This window comes from Kribbella ginsengisoli, from assembly GCF_039537185.1.
Taxonomy (GTDB): Bacteria; Actinomycetota; Actinomycetes; order Propionibacteriales; family Kribbellaceae; genus Kribbella; species Kribbella koreensis.
In genome coordinates, this window is record NZ_BAABAA010000012.1 from 177,007 (window position 1) to 199,097 (window position 22,091).

General features: G+C 68.3%; 17 protein-coding genes. 1 reads left to right on the forward strand and 16 read right to left on the reverse strand.

All coding sequences use genetic code 11. The features are described 5' to 3' along the window. Positions 1-192: 192 nt before the first annotated feature. From ABD768_RS33095 to ABD768_RS33170, 16 genes are all read right to left on the reverse strand, one after another. A complete protein-coding gene (locus ABD768_RS33095; RefSeq protein WP_344847338.1) occupies positions 193-1,410 on the reverse strand; it encodes an acyl-CoA dehydrogenase family protein in 1,218 nt (405 codons plus the stop codon). Further along, positions 1,410-2,735, reverse strand: a complete 1,326-nt coding sequence (locus tag ABD768_RS33100; RefSeq protein WP_344847340.1) for an acyl-CoA dehydrogenase family protein — start codon at positions 2,733-2,735, stop codon at positions 1,410-1,412. The genes ABD768_RS33095 and ABD768_RS33100 overlap by 1 nt, the downstream gene beginning before the upstream one ends. A 177-nt stretch (positions 2,736-2,912) precedes the next feature. Beyond that, complete coding sequence (locus ABD768_RS33105; protein WP_344847342.1) at positions 2,913-4,163, reverse strand: RNA polymerase sigma factor; 1,251 nt, start codon at positions 4,161-4,163, stop codon at positions 2,913-2,915. After that, positions 4,163-5,755, reverse strand: a complete 1,593-nt coding sequence (locus ABD768_RS33110; RefSeq protein ID WP_344847344.1) for a phytoene desaturase family protein — start codon at positions 5,753-5,755, stop codon at positions 4,163-4,165. The genes ABD768_RS33105 and ABD768_RS33110 overlap by 1 nt, the downstream gene beginning before the upstream one ends. Positions 5,756-5,765: 10 nt before the next feature. Continuing rightward, positions 5,766-6,323, reverse strand: a complete 558-nt coding sequence (locus ABD768_RS33115; protein WP_344847346.1) for a CGNR zinc finger domain-containing protein — start codon at positions 6,321-6,323, stop codon at positions 5,766-5,768. Next, entirely contained in the window at positions 6,320-7,168 is an 849-nt protein-coding gene (locus ABD768_RS33120) for an MBL fold metallo-hydrolase (protein WP_344847348.1), read from the reverse strand. The genes ABD768_RS33115 and ABD768_RS33120 overlap by 4 nt, the downstream gene beginning before the upstream one ends. A gap of 1,520 nt (positions 7,169-8,688) precedes the next feature. Further along, positions 8,689-9,510, reverse strand: coding sequence for an HpcH/HpaI aldolase/citrate lyase family protein (locus ABD768_RS33125; protein ID WP_344847350.1), 822 nt, complete (start codon positions 9,508-9,510; stop codon positions 8,689-8,691). Further along, on the reverse strand, positions 9,511-10,698 hold the full coding sequence (locus ABD768_RS33130) for a CaiB/BaiF CoA transferase family protein (RefSeq protein WP_344847352.1): 1,188 nt from the start codon (positions 10,696-10,698) through the stop codon (positions 9,511-9,513). 16 nt (positions 10,699-10,714) lie between these two features. Beyond that, on the reverse strand, positions 10,715-12,703 hold the full coding sequence (locus tag ABD768_RS33135; RefSeq protein WP_344847354.1) for an SUMF1/EgtB/PvdO family nonheme iron enzyme: 1,989 nt from the start codon (positions 12,701-12,703) through the stop codon (positions 10,715-10,717). Next, a complete protein-coding gene (locus tag ABD768_RS33140) occupies positions 12,700-13,584 on the reverse strand; it encodes a ribokinase (RefSeq protein ID WP_344847356.1) in 885 nt (294 codons plus the stop codon). Before ABD768_RS33140 ends, ABD768_RS33135 begins: the two co-directional genes overlap by 4 nt. Next, positions 13,577-15,229, reverse strand: a complete 1,653-nt coding sequence (locus ABD768_RS33145) for an ADP-ribosylglycohydrolase family protein (protein ID WP_344847358.1) — start codon at positions 15,227-15,229, stop codon at positions 13,577-13,579. The genes ABD768_RS33140 and ABD768_RS33145 overlap by 8 nt, the downstream gene beginning before the upstream one ends. After that, entirely contained in the window at positions 15,226-16,362 is a 1,137-nt protein-coding gene (locus ABD768_RS33150; RefSeq protein ID WP_344847365.1) for an ADP-ribosylglycohydrolase family protein, read from the reverse strand. The genes ABD768_RS33145 and ABD768_RS33150 overlap by 4 nt, the downstream gene beginning before the upstream one ends. Further along, entirely contained in the window at positions 16,362-17,645 is a 1,284-nt protein-coding gene (locus tag ABD768_RS33155) for an ABC transporter substrate-binding protein (RefSeq protein ID WP_344847367.1), read from the reverse strand. Before ABD768_RS33155 ends, ABD768_RS33150 begins: the two co-directional genes overlap by 1 nt. A 21-nt stretch (positions 17,646-17,666) precedes the next feature. After that, complete coding sequence (locus tag ABD768_RS33160; protein WP_344847369.1) at positions 17,667-18,500, reverse strand: carbohydrate ABC transporter permease; 834 nt, start codon at positions 18,498-18,500, stop codon at positions 17,667-17,669. Then, entirely contained in the window at positions 18,497-19,423 is a 927-nt protein-coding gene (locus tag ABD768_RS33165) for a carbohydrate ABC transporter permease (RefSeq protein ID WP_343966311.1), read from the reverse strand. The genes ABD768_RS33160 and ABD768_RS33165 overlap by 4 nt, the downstream gene beginning before the upstream one ends. Beyond that, positions 19,420-20,478: a LacI family DNA-binding transcriptional regulator gene (locus tag ABD768_RS33170; RefSeq protein ID WP_344847372.1), complete on the reverse strand. Its 1,059-nt coding sequence runs from the start codon at positions 20,476-20,478 to the stop codon at positions 19,420-19,422. Before ABD768_RS33170 ends, ABD768_RS33165 begins: the two co-directional genes overlap by 4 nt. A gap of 202 nt (positions 20,479-20,680) precedes the next feature. Between ABD768_RS33170 and ABD768_RS33175 the strand changes: the two genes are divergently transcribed. Further along, complete coding sequence (locus ABD768_RS33175; protein ID WP_344847374.1) at positions 20,681-21,820, forward strand: LLM class flavin-dependent oxidoreductase; 1,140 nt, start codon at positions 20,681-20,683, stop codon at positions 21,818-21,820. The last annotated feature ends 271 nt before the right edge of the window (positions 21,821-22,091 follow it).

The following is a 22,091-nucleotide window of genomic DNA, read 5'->3' on the forward strand; positions in this document are numbered from 1 at the left end:
CCAGCCCTCCCCCCAATCGCCGACATCAGCCTGATCCGCCCCCGGTCAGCAGCAGGGTGTGGGGTCGTCTCTACAGCCAGGCATCGCGCCACCGACCCCGAGGGCGCAACCTGTCCAGCCTTGGTCGGGTGGGTGCCTACTCTCACTTTCGCGCGACAGAGGAGCGCACACCTGAGTGGGGTCTTCCGTTGGCTATTTGAGTTCGGCGGAGGTTTTGCCTAGGAGGCGGCGAGCGACGATCAGCTGCTGGATCTGTTGGGTGCCTTCGAAGATGTCCAGGATTTTGGAGTCTCTCGCCCATTTTTCGAGGAGTTCGTGTTCGGAGTAGCCGATGCTGCCGGCTAGTTCTACGCAGCGGAGGGTGATGTCGTTGGCTACCCGGCCGGCTTTGGCTTTGGCCATGGAGGCTTGGAGGGAGTTGGGTTGGGAGTTGTCGGCCATCCAGGCCGCCTGGAGGGTCAGGAGGTAGGCAGCTTCCCAGTCGGCTTCCATTTGGAGGTAGGAGGCTGCGGCGGCGGGCTGCTGGAAGATGGGGCGGTCGTAGTCGACTTCTACGCCGGCTTCCGATAGCAGCGAGCGGGTTACCTCCAGCGAAGCGCGGGCGCAGCCGACGGCCATGGCGGCGACGAGCGGGCGGGTGTTGTCGAAGGTTTGCATGACGCCGGCGAAGCCTTTGTCTGCGTCGATTTCGGGGGTGCCTAGCAGGTTGGCGGCCGGGACTCGGCAGTTTTCGAAGCGGATGGTGGCGGTGTCGGACGAGCGGATGCCTAGCTTGTGTTCGAGGCGTTCGACGGTCATACCGGGCGTGTCTTTGAAGACTACGAAGGACTTGATCGCGGCCCGGCCAACGGACTTGTCCAGGGTCGCCCAGACGACGACCGCGTCGCAGCGGCCGCCGGCGGTGACGAAGATCTTCTCGCCGTTGATGACGTACTCGTCGCCGTCGAGACGGGCGGTGGTCTGGATGCTCGCCGAGTCCGAGCCGCACTCCGGCTCCGTGATCGCCATCCCGGCCCACACGCCGTCAAACCGCCGCAGTTGCTCATCGGACGCCACCGACGCGATCGCCGAGTTCCCGAGGCCCTGTCGCGGCATCGACAGCAGCAGCCCGACGTCGCCCCAGCACATCTCCATCACGGACAGCACAGACGACAGGTTCGACCCGTTCTTCACCTTGCCGTCGTCATCTTCAGCACCAGCAGTACGCCGTACGCCGCTAGCCCCAGCACCCGACCCCGTACCGGACGCCCCCAACCCGTCCACCATCGCCGCGAGCATGTCGAGTTCCTTCGGATACGCGTGCTCGGCCAGGTCGTACTGACGCGAATTCGGCCGCAACATCTCCGCCGCGACCTGATGTGCCTGGTGGATGAATGCGCGGAACTTCCGTGGCGTCTCGAGGTTGATCATCAGACGAGCACCGCACCTTCCATCACGCCGACGGCCCGCAAGTCGCGGTACCACCGCTCCACCGGATGCTCCTTCACAAACCCGTGCCCGCCCAGCAACTGCACCCCGTCGGTCCCGATCTGCATCCCCTTCTCGGTGCACAACCGCCGCGCCAGCGCGACCTCGCGCGCGAACGGAAGCCCTTGCTCAGCACGCGATCCGGCCCGGTATGTCACCAGCCGCATCCCCTCGAGCTCGATCGCGATGTTCGCGACCATGAAGGCCACCGACTGCCGATGACTGATCGGCTCACCAAAGGCAGTCCGCTCGTTCACGTACGGCGTGACGTAATCGAGCACCGCCCGAGCCGTACCGAGCGACAGCGCACACCATCCCAGCCGCGAGAGCCGAACACATTCCGCATAGTCCGAGAGCGTCCCCAACTGCACAGCCGGTACGTCGTCCAGCAACACGCGACTCAACGAAGCCGCGCGCAACCCCATCGACGGCTCGGCCTCGATCGTCACGCCCGGATGCTCGGACTCGACCAGGAACAGCGCCGGCCCCTGGTCCTCCAGTTGAGCGGCGATCACGAACACCTCGGCCTCAGCGCCCCGTGGCACCAACGACTTGACCCCATTGAGCAAATGCCCGGTTCGTTGCCTGGTCGCCCTGGTCTTCAGAGCGAACGGGTCGAACAACGCGCGCGGCTCGACGATCGCCAGCGCCGCGGCCGGTACCGACTCACCCGTGAAGGCCGGCAGGTACGTCGCCTGCTGCGTCTCATCGCCCCACAACGAGATCGCCGTGCTCACCGCAGCCGGCGCCAGGCACGCGACCGCCTGACCCATGTCGCCATGCGCCATCGCCTCGGCCACCAGTACGCCGGTCATCGCCGACCGTTCGCTGACGATCCCACCGAGCTCTTCCGGTACTTCGATCAGGCTCAACCCCAGCTCAGCCGACTGGGCCAGCACCTTGGCATCCGTCGTACCAGCGACATCAGCCTCAGCCGCGGCAGGCCGCAGTACCTCGGCCGCGTACTCCGTGACGACCCCGACCACCATCTGCTGGTCCTCGGTCGGCGTCAGGTCGAACCGCCAGGTCCCCTTCGCCGCGGGCAGCCGCGACGGCTTGGCCAGCTTCGACGCCGCGACGAAACTCCGCGTCAGCGCCCCAGCCGTCCGGAAGCCGGTCTTCGTCGCCTCGAACACCACCCGCTCGGTCTGCTTGCGCCACCCGAACCGATCGATCACCTGGGACTTCGCCAGCCGGTTCAGCAGCGCCACCCCGACCCCGATCGGGTCCCGCCGACGGCTGGGCTTCGCATTCTGCTGGATGACCATGCGCCAACTGTAAACCGAAGTTACAACCCAAGTCACGCCTCCTGCCCCGCGACATCTGTCCCACTCGACAGGTAGTGCACCGCGAGACGCTGTACACAAACCGACAGCTCAGCCTGAAGTGCACTACTGCGCGCCGGCTATGTCCTGTCGATCGGGACAGCTCCAGGTAGGAGCGGCTCAGGAGTTGTCTGCGATCTGGGCGGCTTTCGCCGCTAGATAGCGCTGCTCCGGCAGCGAGGTCGTCCGGCGCGCGGCGGCCAGATAGTGGTCGCGGGCCTCGGTCAGTTTGCCGAGGCGTTCGAGCAGGTGGGCGCGGACGGCGTGCAGGCGGTGGCTGTCTTTCAACCGGTGGTCGTCGTCGAGCGTGCTGAGCAGGTCCAGGCCGGCTTGTGGGCCTTCGACCTGGGCGAGGGCGATCGCGCGGTTGAGGGTGACCATCGGGTTCGGTGCGACGCTCTCCAGCAGCAGGTAGAGGGCGAGGATCTGGTTCCAGTCGGTCTCCTCCGTGCTCGGCGCCTCGGAGTGGATCGCTGCGATCGCCGCCTGCAGTTGGTACGAACCGACCTCGCCGCGCGCAAGCGTACGCAGTACCAGCGCGGACGCCTCCTCGATCGGCTCACGCAACCACAGGCTGCGATCCTGCTCGTCGATCGGGATGAGGCTGCCGTCCGGCGTGGTCCGCGCCGCCCGCCGCGCATCGGTGAGCAGCATGAGCGCCAGCAAACCGGCGACCTCACCCTCGTCCGGCAGCAACTGGTAGAGCAAACGCGCCAACCGGATCGCTTCGGCCGTCAGCTCGACCCGCTGCAGATCGGGTCCGGAGCTGGCCGTGTACCCCTCGTTGAAGATCAGATAGAGCACCTGCAGTACTACGCGCAGGCGATCCGCCCGCTCCTCCTCCGGCGGCAACACGAACCGGCTACCGGCCGCCTTGATGCTCTTCTTCGCCCGGCTGATCCGCGGCGCCATCGTTGCCTCCGGCACCATGAACGCCTTGGCGATCTCCGCCGTCGTCAACCCACCGACCGCCCGCAACGTCAACGCCACCTGCGATGCCGGCGTCACCGCCGGATGACAACACAGGAACAACAACGTCAACGTGTCGTCCGACTCCGGCACCTGGTCCTGATCAGCCCCCGGCGCGACCAACTCCTCGGCCCCCGCCATCGCCGCCACCGAGTCCTCACGCCGCCGCCGGGCACTCTCACTCCGGAACTGATCAGTCAGCTTCCGCGTGGCGACGGTGATCAACCACCCCCGAGGATTCCCCGGTACGCCGTCAGTCGGCCACTGCGTCGCGGCCGCCAGCAACGCCTCCTGGACAGCGTCCTCACACAGATCGAACTGCCCATGCCGCCGAGCCAAAAACCCGAGTACCTGCGGCGCCAGCTCCCGCAACAACCCCTCGACCCGCTCCCCCGAATTCATCAGCGCTGGAGGTGGCGGAGGGCGGCGGTGGTGGGGATGCGGGTCAGGGGGCCGAGGAGGGAGGCGTCGCGGAGGGCGGCTCGGGCGGCTAGGTGACCGCACGCGCCGTGGACGCCGGGGCCGGGGTGGATGGCGGAGCTGCCGAGGTACAGGCCGTCTATGACGGTGCGGGGGCTGCCCAGGCCTACGGTGGGGCGGAAGATGAGTTGCTGGTGGAGTTGCGCAGTACCGCCGCCTAGTGCGCCGAGGCCTAGGGAGGCGTTGGCTTGGGTGAAGTCGCTGGGGCGTTGGAGGTCGCGGGCGATGACGAGGTCGAGGAAGCCGGGGGCGTGGCGTTCGATGGCGCGGTCCATCCGGCCGGCGAGCTTCTCGGCGTCGGCGTCGTCGGGGAGGCCGCGGGGTAGGTGCGAGTAGACCCAGACGGCCTCGGTGCCTTCGGGTGAACGGGATGCGTCGGCCTTGGTGGTTTGGCCGATCAGCAGGAAAGGTGCCGTGGGCAAGCGGCCGGTGTCGAGGTCGGCGCTGACGTGGACGAGGTCGTCAGCGGTGCCGCCGAGGTGTACTACGCCCGCTTCGCGGGCCTGGCGGGCGCGCCATGGGATCGGGCCGCTGAGGCGGTAGTTGAGTTTGACCGTCGGGTAGTCCCATTCGAAGTTCTCGAGGTCGCGACGGAGCCCTGCCGGAATGCTTGCTGGTGGCAACAGTTCGGCGTACAGGGTATGCGCTGAGACGTCGGCGATGACGGCGCGGCGGACGGAGATCGTCTCGCCGCTCGCGGTCCGTACCGCGGTCGCCTTGCCGGCCGAGACGTCGATCGAGGTGATCGGGGTGCCTGTGGAGAGGAGGGCGCCGGCGCGCTCGGCCCGGCGTACCAGGGCCGACGAGAGCGAGCTCGAACCGCCTTGCGCGACAGGGAATCCGACGTCCTGGGCGAGCATCGCGAGGAGCCAGCCCATCGTGCCGCTGACGCTGCCGGTGAGCGGGGCGTCGGCGTGGAACGCGTTGCCGGCCAGGATCGCGCGGCCGCGGTCGCCTTCGAAGAGTTCCTGGCCCATTCGGTGCATCGGCATGGCCATGAAGCGAGCGAAACGAGCCAGCTCCCCCACCGAACCGAGCTTGCGCACGAGGCGGAGGCCGGGGGCGACGGGCGGCCACGAAGTGAGCAGCGACTGCAAGAAGGGCGCGCGGATCTTCGTGTACTCCTGGTAAAGACGCAACCAGGTGTCGCCGTCCTTCGGGTGATCGCGACCGATCGAGGCCGCCGTGTCGGCCGGATCCGGGTGGATCGCGGGCGCGTCATCGTCGTCGGGGTCGATCAGGTGCGCCAGGGCGAGCGGGGCATGGGACCAGCGGAGTCCGAAGTTCTCGAGCTCGAGCGCACGTAGTACCGGCGAGGCTACGCCGAGTGGATAGCTGGAGCTGAAGCGGTCGCTGACCCAGCCGCCGCTGGCGGTCGAGCGCACGGCGCCACCCGGGTCGTCGGCGGCTTCGACGATCAGCACGTCCCAGCCGGCGTCGGCCAGGGCGATCGCGCTCACCAGCCCGTTCGGTCCGGATCCGATCACCACAGCATCAACCACACGCGGCAGCATGCTCCCGACCTTAGCTGCTCGCCTCCTTGTTCCGGGCACGGAAGGCCCGCAGGTTCGCAGGATTTCCGCACGTCTTCAGCGAATGCCAGACGCCGCTGTTGTTCCGCGACCGGTCGTAGAACACCACCCGGCACCTGTCGTTCTTACAAGCCTTCAGCCGACGCCAGCTATCAACCTGCTGCCCAGCCAGTACCTCCGCCAGCACCCGCGATGTCACGTACTCCGCCCCAGTACCACCGCCGCGCAGCTCCACAGTCCCATCCACTCCCAGCACCAACTCCGCCGCTACACCTCGCGCGCCAACCTGTGCCACCGACTCCGGCGCCGCACCTTCCGGTACGACCAGGCGATGCAACTCAGCGCGGAAGGCCCGCAAGACTTCCAGGTCTGTGGCGGTCAGCTTTGCCTCACCTGGGAGCACCTGGTCCAGCCAGGCCGTTGCGGTTGGGAGGTCGGCCAGGAGGTCTGGTTGGGTGCCCACTCCTCGGGTGTTGAGGAAGTCATGGGCCAGGGCCAGCGTGTCCGGCGCGGGGTCCAGGTTGAAGCGCTCGGTGGCGGGGGAAGTCATTGGGTGAGCAGCGACAGGCCGCCGTACCAGAGAGGGCTGGGGTTGAGGCGGTTCGGGTGGCGCTGGATCATCTGGTCGAAGAACTCCTGGGGAGTCGGCTGTCCGGCGAGCAGTTGGGTCACGTCCTGAAGGTACTGCTTGGTCTGGTCCAGGATGATCGGGTCGTCCGGCAGTTCGCGGTTCTTGTGGCCGGCGACGACCGCGGTCGGCGTCAGCTCCGCCACCTTGTCCAGCGCCGCGATCCACGCCTCGAACCCGCCGTCGCGACCCTCGACGATGTACTGATGGATGCCGTTGTACGCAACGTCTCCCGCCACCACCAACCCGATCGACGGCACATGCAGCACCGTCGTCTGATCGGTGTCGGTATGACCGACCTCGATCGCCTCCAGCACCTCACCCTCGAGCAAGATCCCCTCAGCCGGCACCGGCACCGCAAGCACCGGCGTCGCCGGGATCTGCCCCGGGAAGATCCGGTCCCACAGCTGCTCCCGCCCCACCCCGGCCTGCTGATGCATCATCTCGATCGTCCCCGGCGTCGCATAGGCGACAGCACCCGGGAAGCGCTTGACCAACTCCCCCGTACCAAACCAGTGATCGCCATGCCCATGCGTCGCGTAGATCGCCGTCAACCGCTTCCCCGACCGCTCCACCCAGTCGCCAACCGCCTGGATGTGCTCGCTCAGAAACGGCGGATCGACCAGCACCGCATCCCGCTCCCCGAAGATCAGCGTCGTCGACAACGGATTCCAGTACAACCGCTCCCCATCCGGCATCCGCTGCTCCCCAGCACGCAGCGCACTCGGACTCACCTGCACCTCATAGAACAGCCTCGTCATAGTCATGAAAGAACCATAACTCTTTTACTTGTTACCACACCACCCCCCCCGGTACGCCGCTGCGCCGGTACGCCCGCCGATCCGGCACGCCGCCGAGCCGGTACGCCGCCGAGCCCCACCTCGCCCGATCCACCCCACCCGGACAGCCGCGCACGCATAACCCACCCGCCCCACCCACCCCCACGCTGCATCCCGCCCCAACCCGCCCCCTTATGCATGCGCAGCCGTCCGCCCGCACCTGCAAGCCAGCGGAAAGGGCGACCCGCGAGCCGATGGGCCGGCAGGTGCCGCCGACCGCGCGCCCGCGAGCCGGTCAGCCAGGGCGCGCCCGCGAGCCGACGAGCCGGTGGGCCGGTGGGCCCAGCAGATGCTCGCAAGCCGGTAGGCCAGCGCACGCCCGCGACGGGGTGGGCCAGCGCGTGCCGCAGCCAGCGGGTACCCGCGAGGCGGTAGGCCAGCGGGTGCCGACGAGGCGGTAGGCCAGCGCGAGGCGGTAGGCCAGCGCGTGCCGCGCGAGGCGGTGGGTCGGCAGGCGCCGGCGAGGCGATCAGCCAGCGGTTGCCGCGAGCCCGTGGGCCGGCGCACGCCCGCGACAAGGTCGACTGTCGACCAGCGCATGCCCCGAGCAGGCGAGCCGGTGGGGCTCAGCAGATGCCCCCGAGCGGGTGGGCCAGCGCGTGCCGCAGCCAGCGGGTGCCGGCGAGGCGGTGGGCCGGCAGGGGCCGGCGATCCGGAGGGCCAGCGCGCGCCCGCGACGGTCGGCCAGCGCGTGCCGGTGACGCGGTGGGCTAGCGGGTGCCGACGAGGCGGTAGGCCGCGCGTGCCGCGCGAGGCGGTGGGTCGGCAGGCGCCGGCGAGGCGATCAGCCAGCGGATGCCGCGAGCCCGTGGGCCAGCGCACGCCCGCGACACGGTCGGCCAGCGGGGTGCCGGTGACGCGGTGGGCTAGCGGGTGCCGACGAGGCGGTAGGCCAGCGCGTGCCGCGCGAGGCGGTAGGCCAGCGCGTGCCGCGCCAGGCGTTGGGCTGGCAGGCGCCGGCGAGGCGATCAGCCAGCCGATGCCGCAAGCACGTGGGCCAGCCCAGGCCCGCGACACGGTCGACCAGCGCATGCCGCGAGCAGGTGAGCTGGTAGGCCCAGCAGATGCTCGCAAGCCGGTAGGCCAGCGCGTGCCGCAGCCAGCGGGTGCCCATGAGGCGGAGGGCCGGCAGGTGCAGGCGAGGCGGAGGGCCAGCGCGTGCCCGCGAGGCGGAGGGCCGGCAGGTGCCGGTGACGCGGTGGGCTAGCGGGTCCGACGAGGCGGTGGGGAGATGGGCGAGTTGGCATGGGGTCAGAGCGGCGCAGGATTGGGCCACGCCGAAGTGGGCGGGGCGGGCGACGCCGCGGCGGACGGAGTGGGCGACGCCGAAGTGGGCGGAGTGGGCCACGCCGGGGTGGGCGGAGTGGGCCACGCCGAAGTGGGCGGAGCGGGCGAGGCCGGGGTGGGCGGAGTTGGGCGAGGCCGGGGCGATGGTGGGTGGGCGGGGGTTAGCGGTCGATCTGGGTCATTAGGTTGGTGATTTCGCGGGCTCGGCCGAGCATGTCGGGGTCGGCCATGCGGCCGTCGGGGAGGACGATGACGCCGCCTTCGGTGAAGCCGGCCTTCTCGACGGCGGCGAGTAAGGCGGCGGCGTCTGCTACCTGGGTGGCTGAGGGTGTGAAGCACTCGATGATGGTTGGGAGTTGGCGGGGGTGGATTGCGGTTCGCCCGACGAAACCTAGGGCGCGGCCGGCCAGCGACGTCCGGCGCAGGCCTTCCTCGTCGTCGACGTGTGGGTAGACCGACATCATCGGTGCGCCGAGGCCGGCGGCTCGTGAGGCTGAGACCAAACGACCGCGGGCCCACGCCAGGCCGTCCGGGCCGTCGACACCCAGCGAGCTCGCCAGGTCGGCTTCACCCAGGGCGACCGCGATCACCCGCGGATCAGCGGTCGCGATCTCGAACGCGCGCTCCAGCCCCAGCGGCGTCTCGATCAGCGCGGTGATCCTTGCCGAAGGCACCCGGTCCAGGACCCACCGGATGTCGTCGGCACTCTCCACCTTCGGCATCCGCACCCGAACAGCCGGTACTGCGGCCAGCGCCGCCAGATCGTCCTCGATCCACGGCGTGCCCGGCGCGTTGACCCGAACCTCGACCGGAGTCCGCCCGGTGAACGCCGCGATCCACGCGACCGCCCACCCCCGCGCAGCCACCTTGTCGTCGACCGGTACCGCATCCTCGAGATCGAACACCACCAGATCAGGGCCCGCAGCAACAGCCTTCCCAAACCGGTCCGGACGATTGGCCGGCACGTACAAAGCCGTCAGCACCTAAACAACTCCTGCCTCACGCAAAGCTGCCAATTGCTCAGGGGTAACGCCGATCTCGGCCAGGACGGCGTCGGTGTCGGCGCCGTGCGGTCGACCCGCCCAGCGGATCGAGCCGGGTGATTCGGAGAGCCGGAAGAGCACGTTCTGCATCTGGACCGGCCCGCCGAGCTCCTCGTCGTCCACCTCGACGATCGTGTTCAGCGCGGCGTACTGCGGATCCGCCACGATCCCGCGGATGTCGTGCACCGGCCCGACCGCCGCCTCGGCCTTCTCGAAGGCGACCATCACCTCATCCAGCGAGCGCTCCAAGATCCAGTTGCCCACGGCATCATCCAGCTCGTCCGCATGCTCAGCCCGCTCCCGGCCACTCCCGAACCACGGCTCAGCAACGAGATCCGGCCGACCGACCAGCGTCACCACCCGCTCAGCAATGCTCTGCGAGCTGGTCGAGACAGCCACCCACCGACCATCCGCGGTCCGGTACACATTGCGCGGCGCGTTGTTGGACGACCGGTTCCCCAGCCGCGGCTGCACGTATCCGGTCTGCTGGTACGCCGTAATGCCACCACCCAGCATCATCAGAATCGGCTCGATGATCGCCATGTCGATGACCTGCCCGGCCCCCGACTGATCGCGCTCTCTCAACGCAACCAGTACCGCGTAAGCCGTAGCAAGCGCCGTAATCCCATCCGCCAACCCGAACGGCGGCAAGGTCGGCGGCCCCTCCGGCTCCCCCGTCACCGCCGCGAACCCACTCATCGCCTCAGCCAACGACCCGAACCCCGGCCGGCGCGACCAAGGACCGACCTGGCCGAAAGCAGTCACCCGCGCGATCACCAACCGCGGATTCACCGACAGCAAGACGTCAGGCCCGAGCCCCCACCGCTCCAACGTCCCCGGCCGGAAGTTCTCCACCAGTACGTCGTTGGCCCGGACCAAGGAAAGAAACACCTCCCGCCCCTGCGACAGATCAAGTGTCGCCAACCGCTTGTTCCGCCCGAGCGTCTTGAACCACAACCCGACGCCGTTCTTACTCGTCCCATGCCCACGGGCAGCATCCGGCCGCGACGGATGCTCGATCTTCGTCACATCCGCCCCGAAGTCACCGAGGAACGTCGCCGCCAGCGGTCCCGCGAACAGCGTCGCCGCCTCCAGCACCTTCACGCCTTCGAGCGGCGCCGGCCTCATCGAAATACTCCAGGTGTCATCCCGCGCACCGGAAACCGATGGTCTCCGAGCGGTCCAGCCCGCCACCGGTGAGCACCAGCTTGAAGCTGACCTCCGGATCCTGCGGCCCGCCGTCGGCGTACCAATCGGAGCCCTCGGCAACGAAATACGAGCCGCCCTTGAGAATGCAGAACCGGCTGCGCCCGTCGCGGTGCTCGCTCTCGGTCAGGTTCCAGACCAGCGGCTCAGAGCGGGTGAACCGGTCCAGTCCGGCCGCAACCTGCCACTCGTCCTCGGTCGGGAGCCGACCCCCACGCCAGGCCGCGTAGGCCCGCGCGTCCGGCAGATCGACGTACGTGACCGGCTGATCCTCCGTACCGGCGACAGGCGCGCCATCGACCCAGTGCGCGAGGAACCGATTCGCCACCTTCGGCTTGTATCCGGTCGCGCGAAGGAACTCCGCGTACTCCGCGTTGCTCACCTCGCGCACCGCCACCGACACCCCGGAGAGCGTCACCTGACGCGTGACCGTCTGGATGTCATGCAGCCGCGGAGGCAACGGCTTCCACTCCTCCACGTACGGCGCCTGGTCGTACAGACCCGTCTCGCGCCGCCGGTGCCGAACCGTCAGCGAGTGCTCCCCAGCCGGCACCTCGACCACGTCACCCACAAACGCGCCAGAAACCTCCGGAACGGCAACCCGCACAGCCGGCGACATCGGGAACGCCGAATCCTTCACATGCGGCCGCGACATCGTCCCCAGCCGACGCGCGGTCGCCCGGCACTCCTGCCCGGCCGTCGCCCCGACGCGCACGATCCCAGCCACTCCACGCCCCGGTACGACGAGGTGCACGCCGTCGTCATCCGCCGTGATGGGCACGCCCGACGTCACGTCGTACCAGTCGCCAACCTGATCCTCCGAGCGCAGCACGATGCCCTCGAAGTCCTCGTCGTCGCGATTGATCAGCGTCCAGAAGGTGATGTCGGCCAACTCGAACCGCGACCCGAAAACGCCGTGCTCACGGGCCTTGTCGGGGATCTCCGGGGTCAGCGGAATCCAGTCGCCACCGATCAGTACCGGAGAGAACGCTCTCTGCGCCGCGACCATCCGGCGCAGCGTCGACCGGTCGCGGGCGTTCCAGCCGACCCACGCCGAGAACACCGACTCCCAGACCAGGATGCCGACACCGTTCACCCACGCGGACTGCAACTCATCGCTGTGATCGCGGTTCCAGCGGCGGGTGTGGTGCATCATGTGCCGGCGCTCGAACAGGTGCGCCCGCAGTACGCCGGGCGCCCGGGTGTCGGCGAACCATTGTGCCCAGGACAACGCGTGGTCGCTGATCCTTGCCAACGGCAACCGTGACTCGCCTTCGAAGGCGATCGCCGGGTTGGCCCGCTTGAGCGGCCGGGTGAAGTCCGGGTCAGCCTCCTTCAACGTGTCGAGAAAGGCGCCGTCAGCACCGAATTCGGCAACCAGGGCAGCGAATTCGTCCCCATCCGGCCGCGCGGCACGACGGGTGCCGACATCCCACGGGTTGTAGTCGAAGAACACCTTCAGCCCGAGGTCATGCAGCTTCGAGACCAGCTCCCGAAGGCCCGGCACGTCGCGATAGAAGTCGAACTGGTTGCGCGAGTCGATCCCGATCACCGGGTACGCGTGCCAGAGCACCACCGCGTCGTACCCGCCGAAGTCGTCGATCCCGTGCTGGACGAACTTCTCCGGCGTGAAGACGCCCGCGTCGACGTCGTACAGCTGGTCGTCCCAGAGCCAGACGAGCGCCACCGAGTACGCCGTCTGGGTCCACTCGCGACCGGGCACCTCGTAGTGCAGGCCGCCGTCGTACGCCGTCCGGTCGTAGGCGCCCATCAGCCACTCGGCCAGCTTGCCGCGCCAGCGGGGCAGGTCGGTCGGGTCGTCGGGGGCGCCGAGGATCTTGGCGTCGTCGAGGAAGGCCAGATCGGCACGCAGACCGAGATCGACCCTCGCGGGCTGATCGATCGGCCTGGGCTCGAGGGGGTTCACAGGTATACCTCCGCAAGGCGCGCGTCGATTGCTTCCCCGTGAGGCACCGAAGGGATCGCCCCCGCGGTCTGAACACTCAATGAAGCAGCAACGTTAGCGCGTCGGACCGCATTCGTCAGGTCGCGGGGTGTAGTTGACTCGGCAGCCAACGTCGCGGCGAGCACCCCGCAGAAGGTGTCCCCGGCGGCGGTGGTGTCGACGACCTCGACCGACACGCCCGGGATACGAATTTCCGCGGCATCCCGGGACAGAATCACCGCTCCGTCGGCGCCGAGCGTCACCACGGCGGCCGGTACCCGGGTGAGCAGGTCGTTGAAGTCCTTGCCGGCGATCGCCTCGGCCTCGGTCTCGTTGACCACCAGGAGGTCGACGTGGGCGAGCAGCTCGTCGGACAGGTCAGTCGCGGGGGCCGCGTTGAGGATGAAGTACGCACTCTCTTCGGCGGCCGCCTGGACCGTGGAGAGCGGGATCTCGAGCTGGGAAAGGACGATTTTCGCTTGGCTGATTCCGGTCGATGCCTCGGCGGACAGCTTCAGGTCGGCGTTCGCGGAGGGGGCGACGACGATCGAGTTCTCGCCGTCGGCGGCGACGGTGATGATCGCCGTACCGGTCGGGCTGCCGGAGGTGGAGACGAGCGAGAGGTCTACTCCGGAGCTTTCGAGCGCTTCGCGGAGCAGCGCGCCGCCGTCGTCCGCGCCGAGCGAGGCGACGAACGAGGTCGAGGCGCCTGCGCGGGCCGCGGCGACCGCCTGGTTGGCGCCCTTGCCGCCCGGGCCGCGGGTCAGATCACTCGCCAGCAGCGTCTCGCCGGGCCGTGGAATCCGCTGGACCGCCAGCACCAGGTCCACATTCGCGCTCCCCACGACTACGACCTCAGCCACGCCCCTCCACCTTCCCTCCCGCCACCGACTGCCCATCCACCTGTACTACGCCCGCCTGCACCCCGTCTGCCGGTGCTACGCCTTCCTGTACCCCGTCTGGCCGTGCTGCCACCGTCTGCGCTGCCACCGTGCGCGCGGCGAGGTCGGTGATCGCCACCTGGTTCATGCCGGGCAGGCTGGTTGCCAGCCGGTTGTCGAGTGGTTCGGACCACTCTGCCGGAACGCCGAGCACCGCGCCAAGCACCGCACCCACCGTCGCGCCGGCCGAATCCGTGTCCCAGCCGCCCATCACCGCACGCCCGATCCCGGTCGCGAAGTCAGGCGCCGTCAACGCATACGCGGTCAGCGCCGAGTTGTTCACCGAGTGCACCCAATGCAGGTGCCCGTACTCCGCGTGCAACGCGTCCAACGCATCATCCAGAGGTGTCTCAGCCAGCCCCAACCCAAATCGCACGGCCTTAGCCAACTCGCTCGCGGGGTCAACCACCCCCAGCCCCGCCTCGGCAACCTCAACCGGATCGTCGAGCACCATCGCCGCAGCCGACATCGCCGCCACCCACAGCGCCCCGTCCACTCCCGCGCCCGTATGACTCAACCGAGCATCCACCAACGCCAACCGAGCCGCCGCCGTCCGATCCCCCGGCCGCACCCACCCGTAAACATCCGTCCGAATCTGAGCCCCGATCCACTCCCGGAACGGATTCCTGACGAGCGCCGCCCGCCCCGGCTCCACCCCGTCCAGCAAGTTCCTGTACGCCACCCGCTCAGCCGTAAACACCCGCCCAGCCGGCAGATCACTCAGCCAAGCCGCAGCCACGTCCTCGGTCGACAACTCATCCCCATGCCGCTCCACCAGCTGCAACGCGAGGATCGCAAAATTCAGATCATCGTCCTCAGGCATCCCATCGATGACCTCCCGAAGACTGGTCGGCTTGGACCGCCTGTTCCACGGCCACCGCCCCAACACCTCGTCCGGCACTCCGACCGCGGTGATGTACTCCCGCAACGGCCACTGCCCCGAGCTCTGGAGAATCTCCCGAATCCCCTCCCGAGGAATCTTCTCCACCGGCTTCCCGAGAAGATTGCCCGCCGCCCGCCCCAACCAAGCGTCCAACACCCGCCCACTCGCCGGCTCCGCCGGCTCGTGGGCGGCGGACTGGGAGTGCATGCTGAAGGGCGAGGCATCGCCATGCCGCCCCGAGCTACCTCGGCCTACGGCGCTTCGCGCCGTGGCCGGCTCGCCGGCGTCTGCGGTCGCAGACGTCTGGGCCCGGCCCGGGCCGGGCAGCGCGGCGTGGGCGTCCTGGGCACTTGTTGCCGGCGCGGCCGGAACAGCAGGGCTCTCGGCGCCCGCTCCCCCGCGACCGCGGGGCGCGCGCTGCGCGCTGCTCAGCAGGGGAAGCTGCGGGATCTCGGGAGCGATCCAGCCCGCGAAGCGGGTGTCCAGTTCGTCGAGTAGTTCGCGGGCGAGGGCTCGCAGCTCGGGGGCGGCGGGGTTGTCGGAGGCGCCGGAGACCGGGGCTTCCGTAGTACCGCCTGCGGCGACCCACCGGGCGGAGATGTCGGTGACGTTTACGCCTTCGGTGGTGGATTGGACCAGTTGGTGCGGGAGGAGGTCCTCTGGTTGCACCCAGGTCAGTCTCATGTGGTCAGTCTCTCCAGCGTTTCGGTGCGGTGAGCGAAGCGGCGGGCGTCGGACAGATGGAGCTCGAGCGCTACGGAGGCCATCACCCGTCCTGGCTGTTCCAGGTCTGTCTTGCTCGCCTCCGCGATCGTCGACGCCCAGTCGGCCGGTACGCCGGCTGCGCCGCTCAGTGCACCCGTGATCGCCCCCGCCATCGACGCGATCGAGTCGGCGTCGCGTCCGTAGTTGGTGCCGCCCAGCACGGCTTCCCGAACATCCCCACCCGAGACGAGCACGAAACCCAGCGCGACCGGCAATTCCTCGATCGCCTTCGTCCGACTCGGCCGCCGCGCGTCGAGCGACTGGTTCCGGTACTCCGGTCCGACCGTGTCGAACGGCTCGACCGCTGCCCGCAGTACCGGAATCGCCGACTCCCAGTCGGTCAATCCAGACGCCGCCTCAGCCACCGCCTCGACGGCCGCCCGCGTCCCGTCCTTGGCCAGCTCCAACGCAGCCGCGACAGCCGACGAAGCCGTTGCCCCAGGCATCATTGCCGCCGCGACCGCCGCCGCCAGCACCCCAGCCGCCTCACGCCCATAGCTCGACTGATGCGCCCCAGCCAGGTCGATCGCCTCCGCGTAGGCCCCAGCCGGGTCCCCCGCGTTGGCGATCCCGACCGGCGCCACATACATCGCCGCCCCACAGTTGACGATGTTCCCGACCCCTGCCTCACGCGGATCGACATGCCCGTAATGCAGCCGCGCCACCAGCCACTTCTCCGCCAGGAACACCCGCTGCAACAGCAACGCCTCGGTCTCCAGCTCCGGAATCCAGCGCTTCTCCGTCAGCAACTTCGGCACCAGCGACTCCGCGATCGAGTACGCGTCGAGATGCGTCCGCAACTCGTCGTACACCTCGACCAGCGCATGCGTCATCAACGTGTCGTCGGTGATGTGCCCATCGCCCTTGTGGTACGGCGCGATCGGCCGCGCGTTGCGCCAATCGTCGTACCACGGACCGACGATGCCGGTCACCCAGCCGCCGTGCCGTTCCCGGATCGCCTCCGGGGTCCAGCCCTCGACGGCACCACCGATCGCGTCACCGACCGCCGAGCCGACGAGGACTCCCACTGACTTCTCTTCGAGCACCGACATCAGCTGTTGACCTGCCCCCAGCCATCGCTCAGCTTCTTGCCCAGGGCATCCAGATCGATCTTGTTCGCGAGGAACTCCTGCAGCGCCGGAGTCGCGATCTGGTCCTTCCACTTCGGGTAGTTCTCCACGCTCTGGAACGGCGCCTTGGTCAGCTCCTCGCCGCTGGCCAGCGTCTGGGTCCAGCCGTCCTTGCCGCCGGTCGCCTTCTCGATCGCGTCCCGGGCCGCCTTCGTGGTCGGGATCAGCCAGTCGCCCTGCCCGACCGCGGCCAGGTTGTCGGCCTTCATGAAGTAGTCGATGAACTGCGCGGCCTGCTTGACATGCTTGCCCTCGGCCGGCACCGACAGCGTCTGCGGGTTCGCGGCCTGCTTCTCCGACGTGCCCTTCAGCGGCGGCAGTACCTCCCACTGGAAGCCCTTCGGTGCCTGCTCGACGATCTGCTGGGCCGCATAGTTGCCGCCGACGATCATCGCGTACTTGCCACCGAAGAAGCCCGGCAGCACGTCCGACCCGCTCTGGGTCAGCGACGTCGGGTCGATCGACTTGTCGGTGTAGGCCATCGCGTGGATCCGCTTCGGCACCTCGAGCTCGGCGTCCCCGATCTTCGCCTTCGCGTCCCGCCCGGAGCCCTCGAAGAAGGCGCCGTCGAAGTTCATCCCGAGGTTCAGCACGGTCGCGGTCGGACTCTTCAGACCCCAGCCGAGCCCGTACTTCCCGCCGGCCGTCAGCTTCTTCGCGTTGGCCTGCAGGTCGTCCCAGCTGAGCGATTCGCCCGTCGTCGCGATCCCGGCCTGCTTGAGCAGCGCCGAGTTGCCGAACACGACGTACGACTGGAGCAGCGTCGGCGCGGCGACCACCTTGCCGTTGACGGTCACCGTGTCCCAGACCCCCTGTGAGACGGCGTCCTTCGTCTCCTGACTCAGGTACTGCGAGAGATCGGCGAGGTACCCCTGGTTCGCGAACCCGGTGATGTCGGCCGACTCGTCCTGGATCACGTCCGGCGCGGTCGACCCCTGGAACTGGGTGACCAGCTGGTCGTGCACCGAGTCCCAGCTGCCCTGGACGTACTCGACCTGGATGTTCGGATTGGCCGCGTTCCAGTCCGCGACGATCTTCTTGGTCGCGGCGACGGTCGTCTTCTGGAAGGCCAGACTCTGGAACTTCAGCGTCACCTTCTCCGTCGACCCGCTGTCACCGGAGCCGGAACCGGAATCGCTGTCGCCACAAGCCGCAAGCGTCACCAGAGCGCTTGCCGCCAGCAACGCGGTCACTAACTTTTTCATTGCATCTCCTCAGGGGAAAACTCAGCCTTTTACAGCGCCGGACAGCAGGCCGGAGGTCAACCGGCGCTGCAGGAAAGCGAAGAACACCAGACTCGGTACGGTGGCCAGGACGGACGCCGCCGCGAGTGGCCCGAACTGGACCTGGCCCTCGGCCCCGACGAACCGGGCGAGCACCAGCGGCAGCGTCTTCAGTTGCGGGTCCTGCAACAGGACCAGGGCGAAGAAGAACTCGTTCCACGCCGAGATGAAGGTGAACATGGCGGTCGCGATCAGCCCCGGCCGCAGCAGCGGCATCACGATCGACACGATGGTCCGGACCCGGCTCGCGCCGTCGACCGAGGCCGCCTCCTCCAGCTCGCGCGGCACCGCGGCGACGTACCCCTGCAGCATCCACAGCGCGAACGGCATCGACCAGACCATGTAGACGATCACCACGCCGGGGATCGTGTTGGTCAGGTGCAGCGGCCGCAGGATCATGAACAGCGGGATCACGATCAGGATCACCGGGAACACCTGGCTGACCAGGATCCAGCCGTTCGTGATCGGCCGGAGCCGGCTGCGGAACCGCGCGAGCGCGTAGGCGACCGGCAGCGAGACGACCAGGACGAGCACGGTCGACGCGACCGAGATCTGCAGGCTGTTCCACATCGAGTGGACCAGGCCCTGCTCTCTCAGCGCATCGGTGTAGTTGGACAGATCCGGGTGCTTCGGGAGGATCGACGGGGTGATGCTCGCGAACTCCCTCGGCGATTTCAGCGAACTCGAGAGCAGCCAGAACAGCGGGAACGCCAGGAAGACCAGGTAGCAGATCACCGCGACGTACTGTGCCGCGCGGGCGGCGGGGCGCGTTCTCATGCCTCGCTCCTCAACCGGTTCCGCAGGTAGAACGCGAGGAACACGATGATGATCACGACCATCACGTCACCCATCGCCGCGGCCATCCCGAAGTTCCCGTACCGGAACGCCTCGTTGTACGCGAACAGCATCGGCAGCATCGTCTTGCCGCCCGGTCCGCCCGCGGTGAGCACGTAGACCAGGCCGAACGAGTTGAAGTTCCAGATCATGTCCAGGCTGGTGATCGCGACGATCACCGTCTTGAGCTGGGGCAGCGTGATGTTCCAGAACTGCGACCACGCACCCGCGCCGTCGACCGCGGCAGCCTCGTACAGGGAGCGGTCGATGCCCTGGAGTCCGGCCAGCAGAGTGACCGTCGTCATCGGCATGCCGACCCAGATACCGACGACGATCACGGCCGGCAGCGCGGTACTGAAGTCGCCGAGGAAGTTGATCGGGTGGTCGGTCAGGTGCAGCTTCTGGAGGATCTCGTTGACCGGGCCGTTGGTCGGGTGCAGCAGCAGTCGCCACATGATCGCGACGACCACCGGCGGCATCGCCCACGGGATCAGCGCGAGCGTGCGCGCGACGCCGCGGAAGCGCAGGTTGGTGTTGAGCAGCAAGGCCAGTCCGAGCGCGGCGACGAACTGCAGGATCGTCACCGAGAGCGTCCAGATCAGCCCGATCTTGAACGAGTCCCAGAACAGCCCGTTGTGCAGCAGCTTGCCGAAGTTGCCGAGCCCGATGAAGTTCGTGTCGACGTTCAGCCCCGCGCGAGCGTCGGTGAACCCGAGCGCGATCCCGCGGATCAGCGGATAGACACTCAGCAACAGAACGGGCAGCAACGCCGGCAGGAACAGAAAGATCGCTTCCCTGTTCTGCTTCGGCCGGCCGCTCTTGGGAGCCTGCTGCTCCGGGGTCGCGGTCAGGGTCGCGGCACTCATGGCGTCGACTTCCGCACACTCAGAGTCGGCTGTACGACGATCCGCCGCGGCGCGCGCGTGTCGTCATCGATCCTTGCCAACAGCAACTCTGCAGCCCGCCGGCCACGTTCAGCAGACCCGAGATTGACACTGGTCAACGGCGGAAAACACTGCTCCGCCAGCTCACTGTCGTCCATCCCGATCACCGCAACGTCATCCGGTACGACGAGCTCGCGCGCCGCCAGCTCATGCATGATGCCGACAGCAAGCAAATCGTTCGCGGCAATCACCGCATCAAGCCGGCCACCCCGCGCCTCCGCGCCGGGCCGACCACCCCGCGCCTCCGCGCCGGAGCCGCGCACACCAATGTCCAGCCCGGACAGCAGTTCCACCCCGGCATCGCGGCCGGCCGCGAACGTGAAGTCCACCGCCTCAACCTCGGCCACCGGCCGCAGCCCGTTCGCCTTCATCGCATCGGCGAAACCCTTGGCCCGTGCCGTTCCGGGCACCGTGTCCACCGGACCGTTCACGAACGCGATCCGCTTCCGGCCAGTCGCGAGCAGATGCTCGACCGCCAGCAACATCCCCTTCGGAGAGTTCGCCCGCACAGTGTCGACACCGGCAGAAGCCGGCACGTTACCGGCGACGACCACCGGAACATCGCACTCGCGGATCGACTTGATCAGGTCGTCGTCCACCCGCAACGGGCTGATCACCAGCCCATCGGCGTACCCGCGAGCCATCCCCCGGACCAGCGCGACCTCGTCGACGACATCCGGCCCCGTCGTGGTCACCACCAGCCGATACCCCGCTGCCGAGACGACCTCCTCGACCGCGCGCATCATCGTCACGTAGACCGGGTTACCGACGTCGGCCACCGCCAATGTCAGCTGGAAGGTCCGCCCGACCTTGAGCGACCGCGCCCGCGCGTCAGGCACATACCCGAGCTCCTCGACCGCGCGCTGGACCCGCTCGACCATCTCCTCGGTCGCGGGCAGCCCGTTCAGCACCCGCGACACCGAAGCCACCGAAACTCCGGCGGCCCGAGCCACTCCCGCGATCGTCGGCCGGCTCACGCAGCCTCCTGTAATCGTTCTTGTAATCGTTTACAGCGCCGACTCTAAGACCCCTTCCGAGGCTCCGTCAACACCGGACCACCAGTCACCTGGTCTGTACTCCGGGCAACCACCGCCGCCCGCCATCCGAGACGCCTCCAGCGCCCTCTGCTATGTCAACTAATCTCATGAACTTAGTAGCCCATCGCCCAGGAGCAGCCCGATGACTCTGACCTTTCACTGGTTCCTGCCGACCTCCGGCGACTCACGCAACATCACCGGCGGCGGGCACGGCGCCGACGTCGTGCACCGCGACCGGCGGGTGACGACTCGGTACCTCCGGCAGATCGTCACCGCGGCGGAGGAGCTCGGCTTCGAGGGCGCGCTCACGCCGACCGGACTGTGGTGCGACGATGCCTGGCTCTCGACGGCTTCGTTGCTCGATTCAACGGATCGGCTGAAGTTCCTGGTCGCGTTCCGGCCCGGGCTGATGTCACCGACGCTGGCCGCGCAGATGGCGACGACCTTCCAGAACCAGTCCGGCGGACGGCTGCTACTCAACGTGGTGACCGGCGGCGAACCGGCCGGGCAGAAGGCGTTCGGGGACTTCCTGAGCAAGGACGAGCGCTACCGGCGTACGGACGAATTCCTGGCCATCGTGCGCAGACTGTGGGAGCACGGCGAGCCGTTCGACTTCCGGGGCGAGCACCTGCGGGTCGAGCAGGCCCGGCTGGTGTCGGTGCCGGATCCCGTGCCGCAGATCTACTTCGGCGGCTCGTCGGCCGCCGCCGGTCCCGTGGCGGCTGCCCGCAGCGACGTGTACCTGACCTGGGGCGAGCCGCCCGCCGCGGTCGCCGAGAAGCTCGGCTGGATCCGCAAACTGGCCGCCGAAGCAGGTCGTACCGTGCGCTTCGGCATCCGCTTGCACGTCATCACTCGAGACACCTCCGAGGATGCGTGGCGCGAAGCCCGCCGCCTCCTCGCAGCCCTCCCGCCCGAGACGATCGCCAAGGTCCAGGCCGGCCTACACAAGAGCGAATCCGAGGGCCAGAAGCGCATGCTCTCCCTGCACGGCGGCTCCGCCGAAGACCTGGAGATCTACCCCAACCTATGGGCCGGCGTCGGCCTCGCCCGCGGCGGCGCCGGCACCGCCCTGGTAGGCAGCCACGAAGAAGTCGCCGACCGCATCAAGGAGTACGCCGCCCTAGGCATCGAAGAATTCATCCTCTCCGGCTACCCCCACCTGGAGGAGGCCTACTGGTTCGGCGAATCAGTACTCCCCCACCTCGAACGCAACAACCTCTGGACCCACCCCGCCGGCAACCTCCAACCACCCGACAACGCAGTACCCTTCGCCGTCTAACCCCCTCAACCCCAGCACCAGCGAGATCGAACACCACCCAGCGACCTCGCCCCCCAACCAGCGGGCTCGACCACCATCCGGCGACTCGAACACCAACCGGTGACCTCGGACACCAACCGCTGACCTTGGACACCAACCGGCGACCTTGAACACCAAATAGCTTGTCCACGCCCGCCATCCGATGTTCAAGCCCACCACTGGTGGGCTTGAACAGCTGGCGGTGGGCTTGAACACCGAGCGGCGACCTTGAACACCAAGTAGCGTGTTCAAG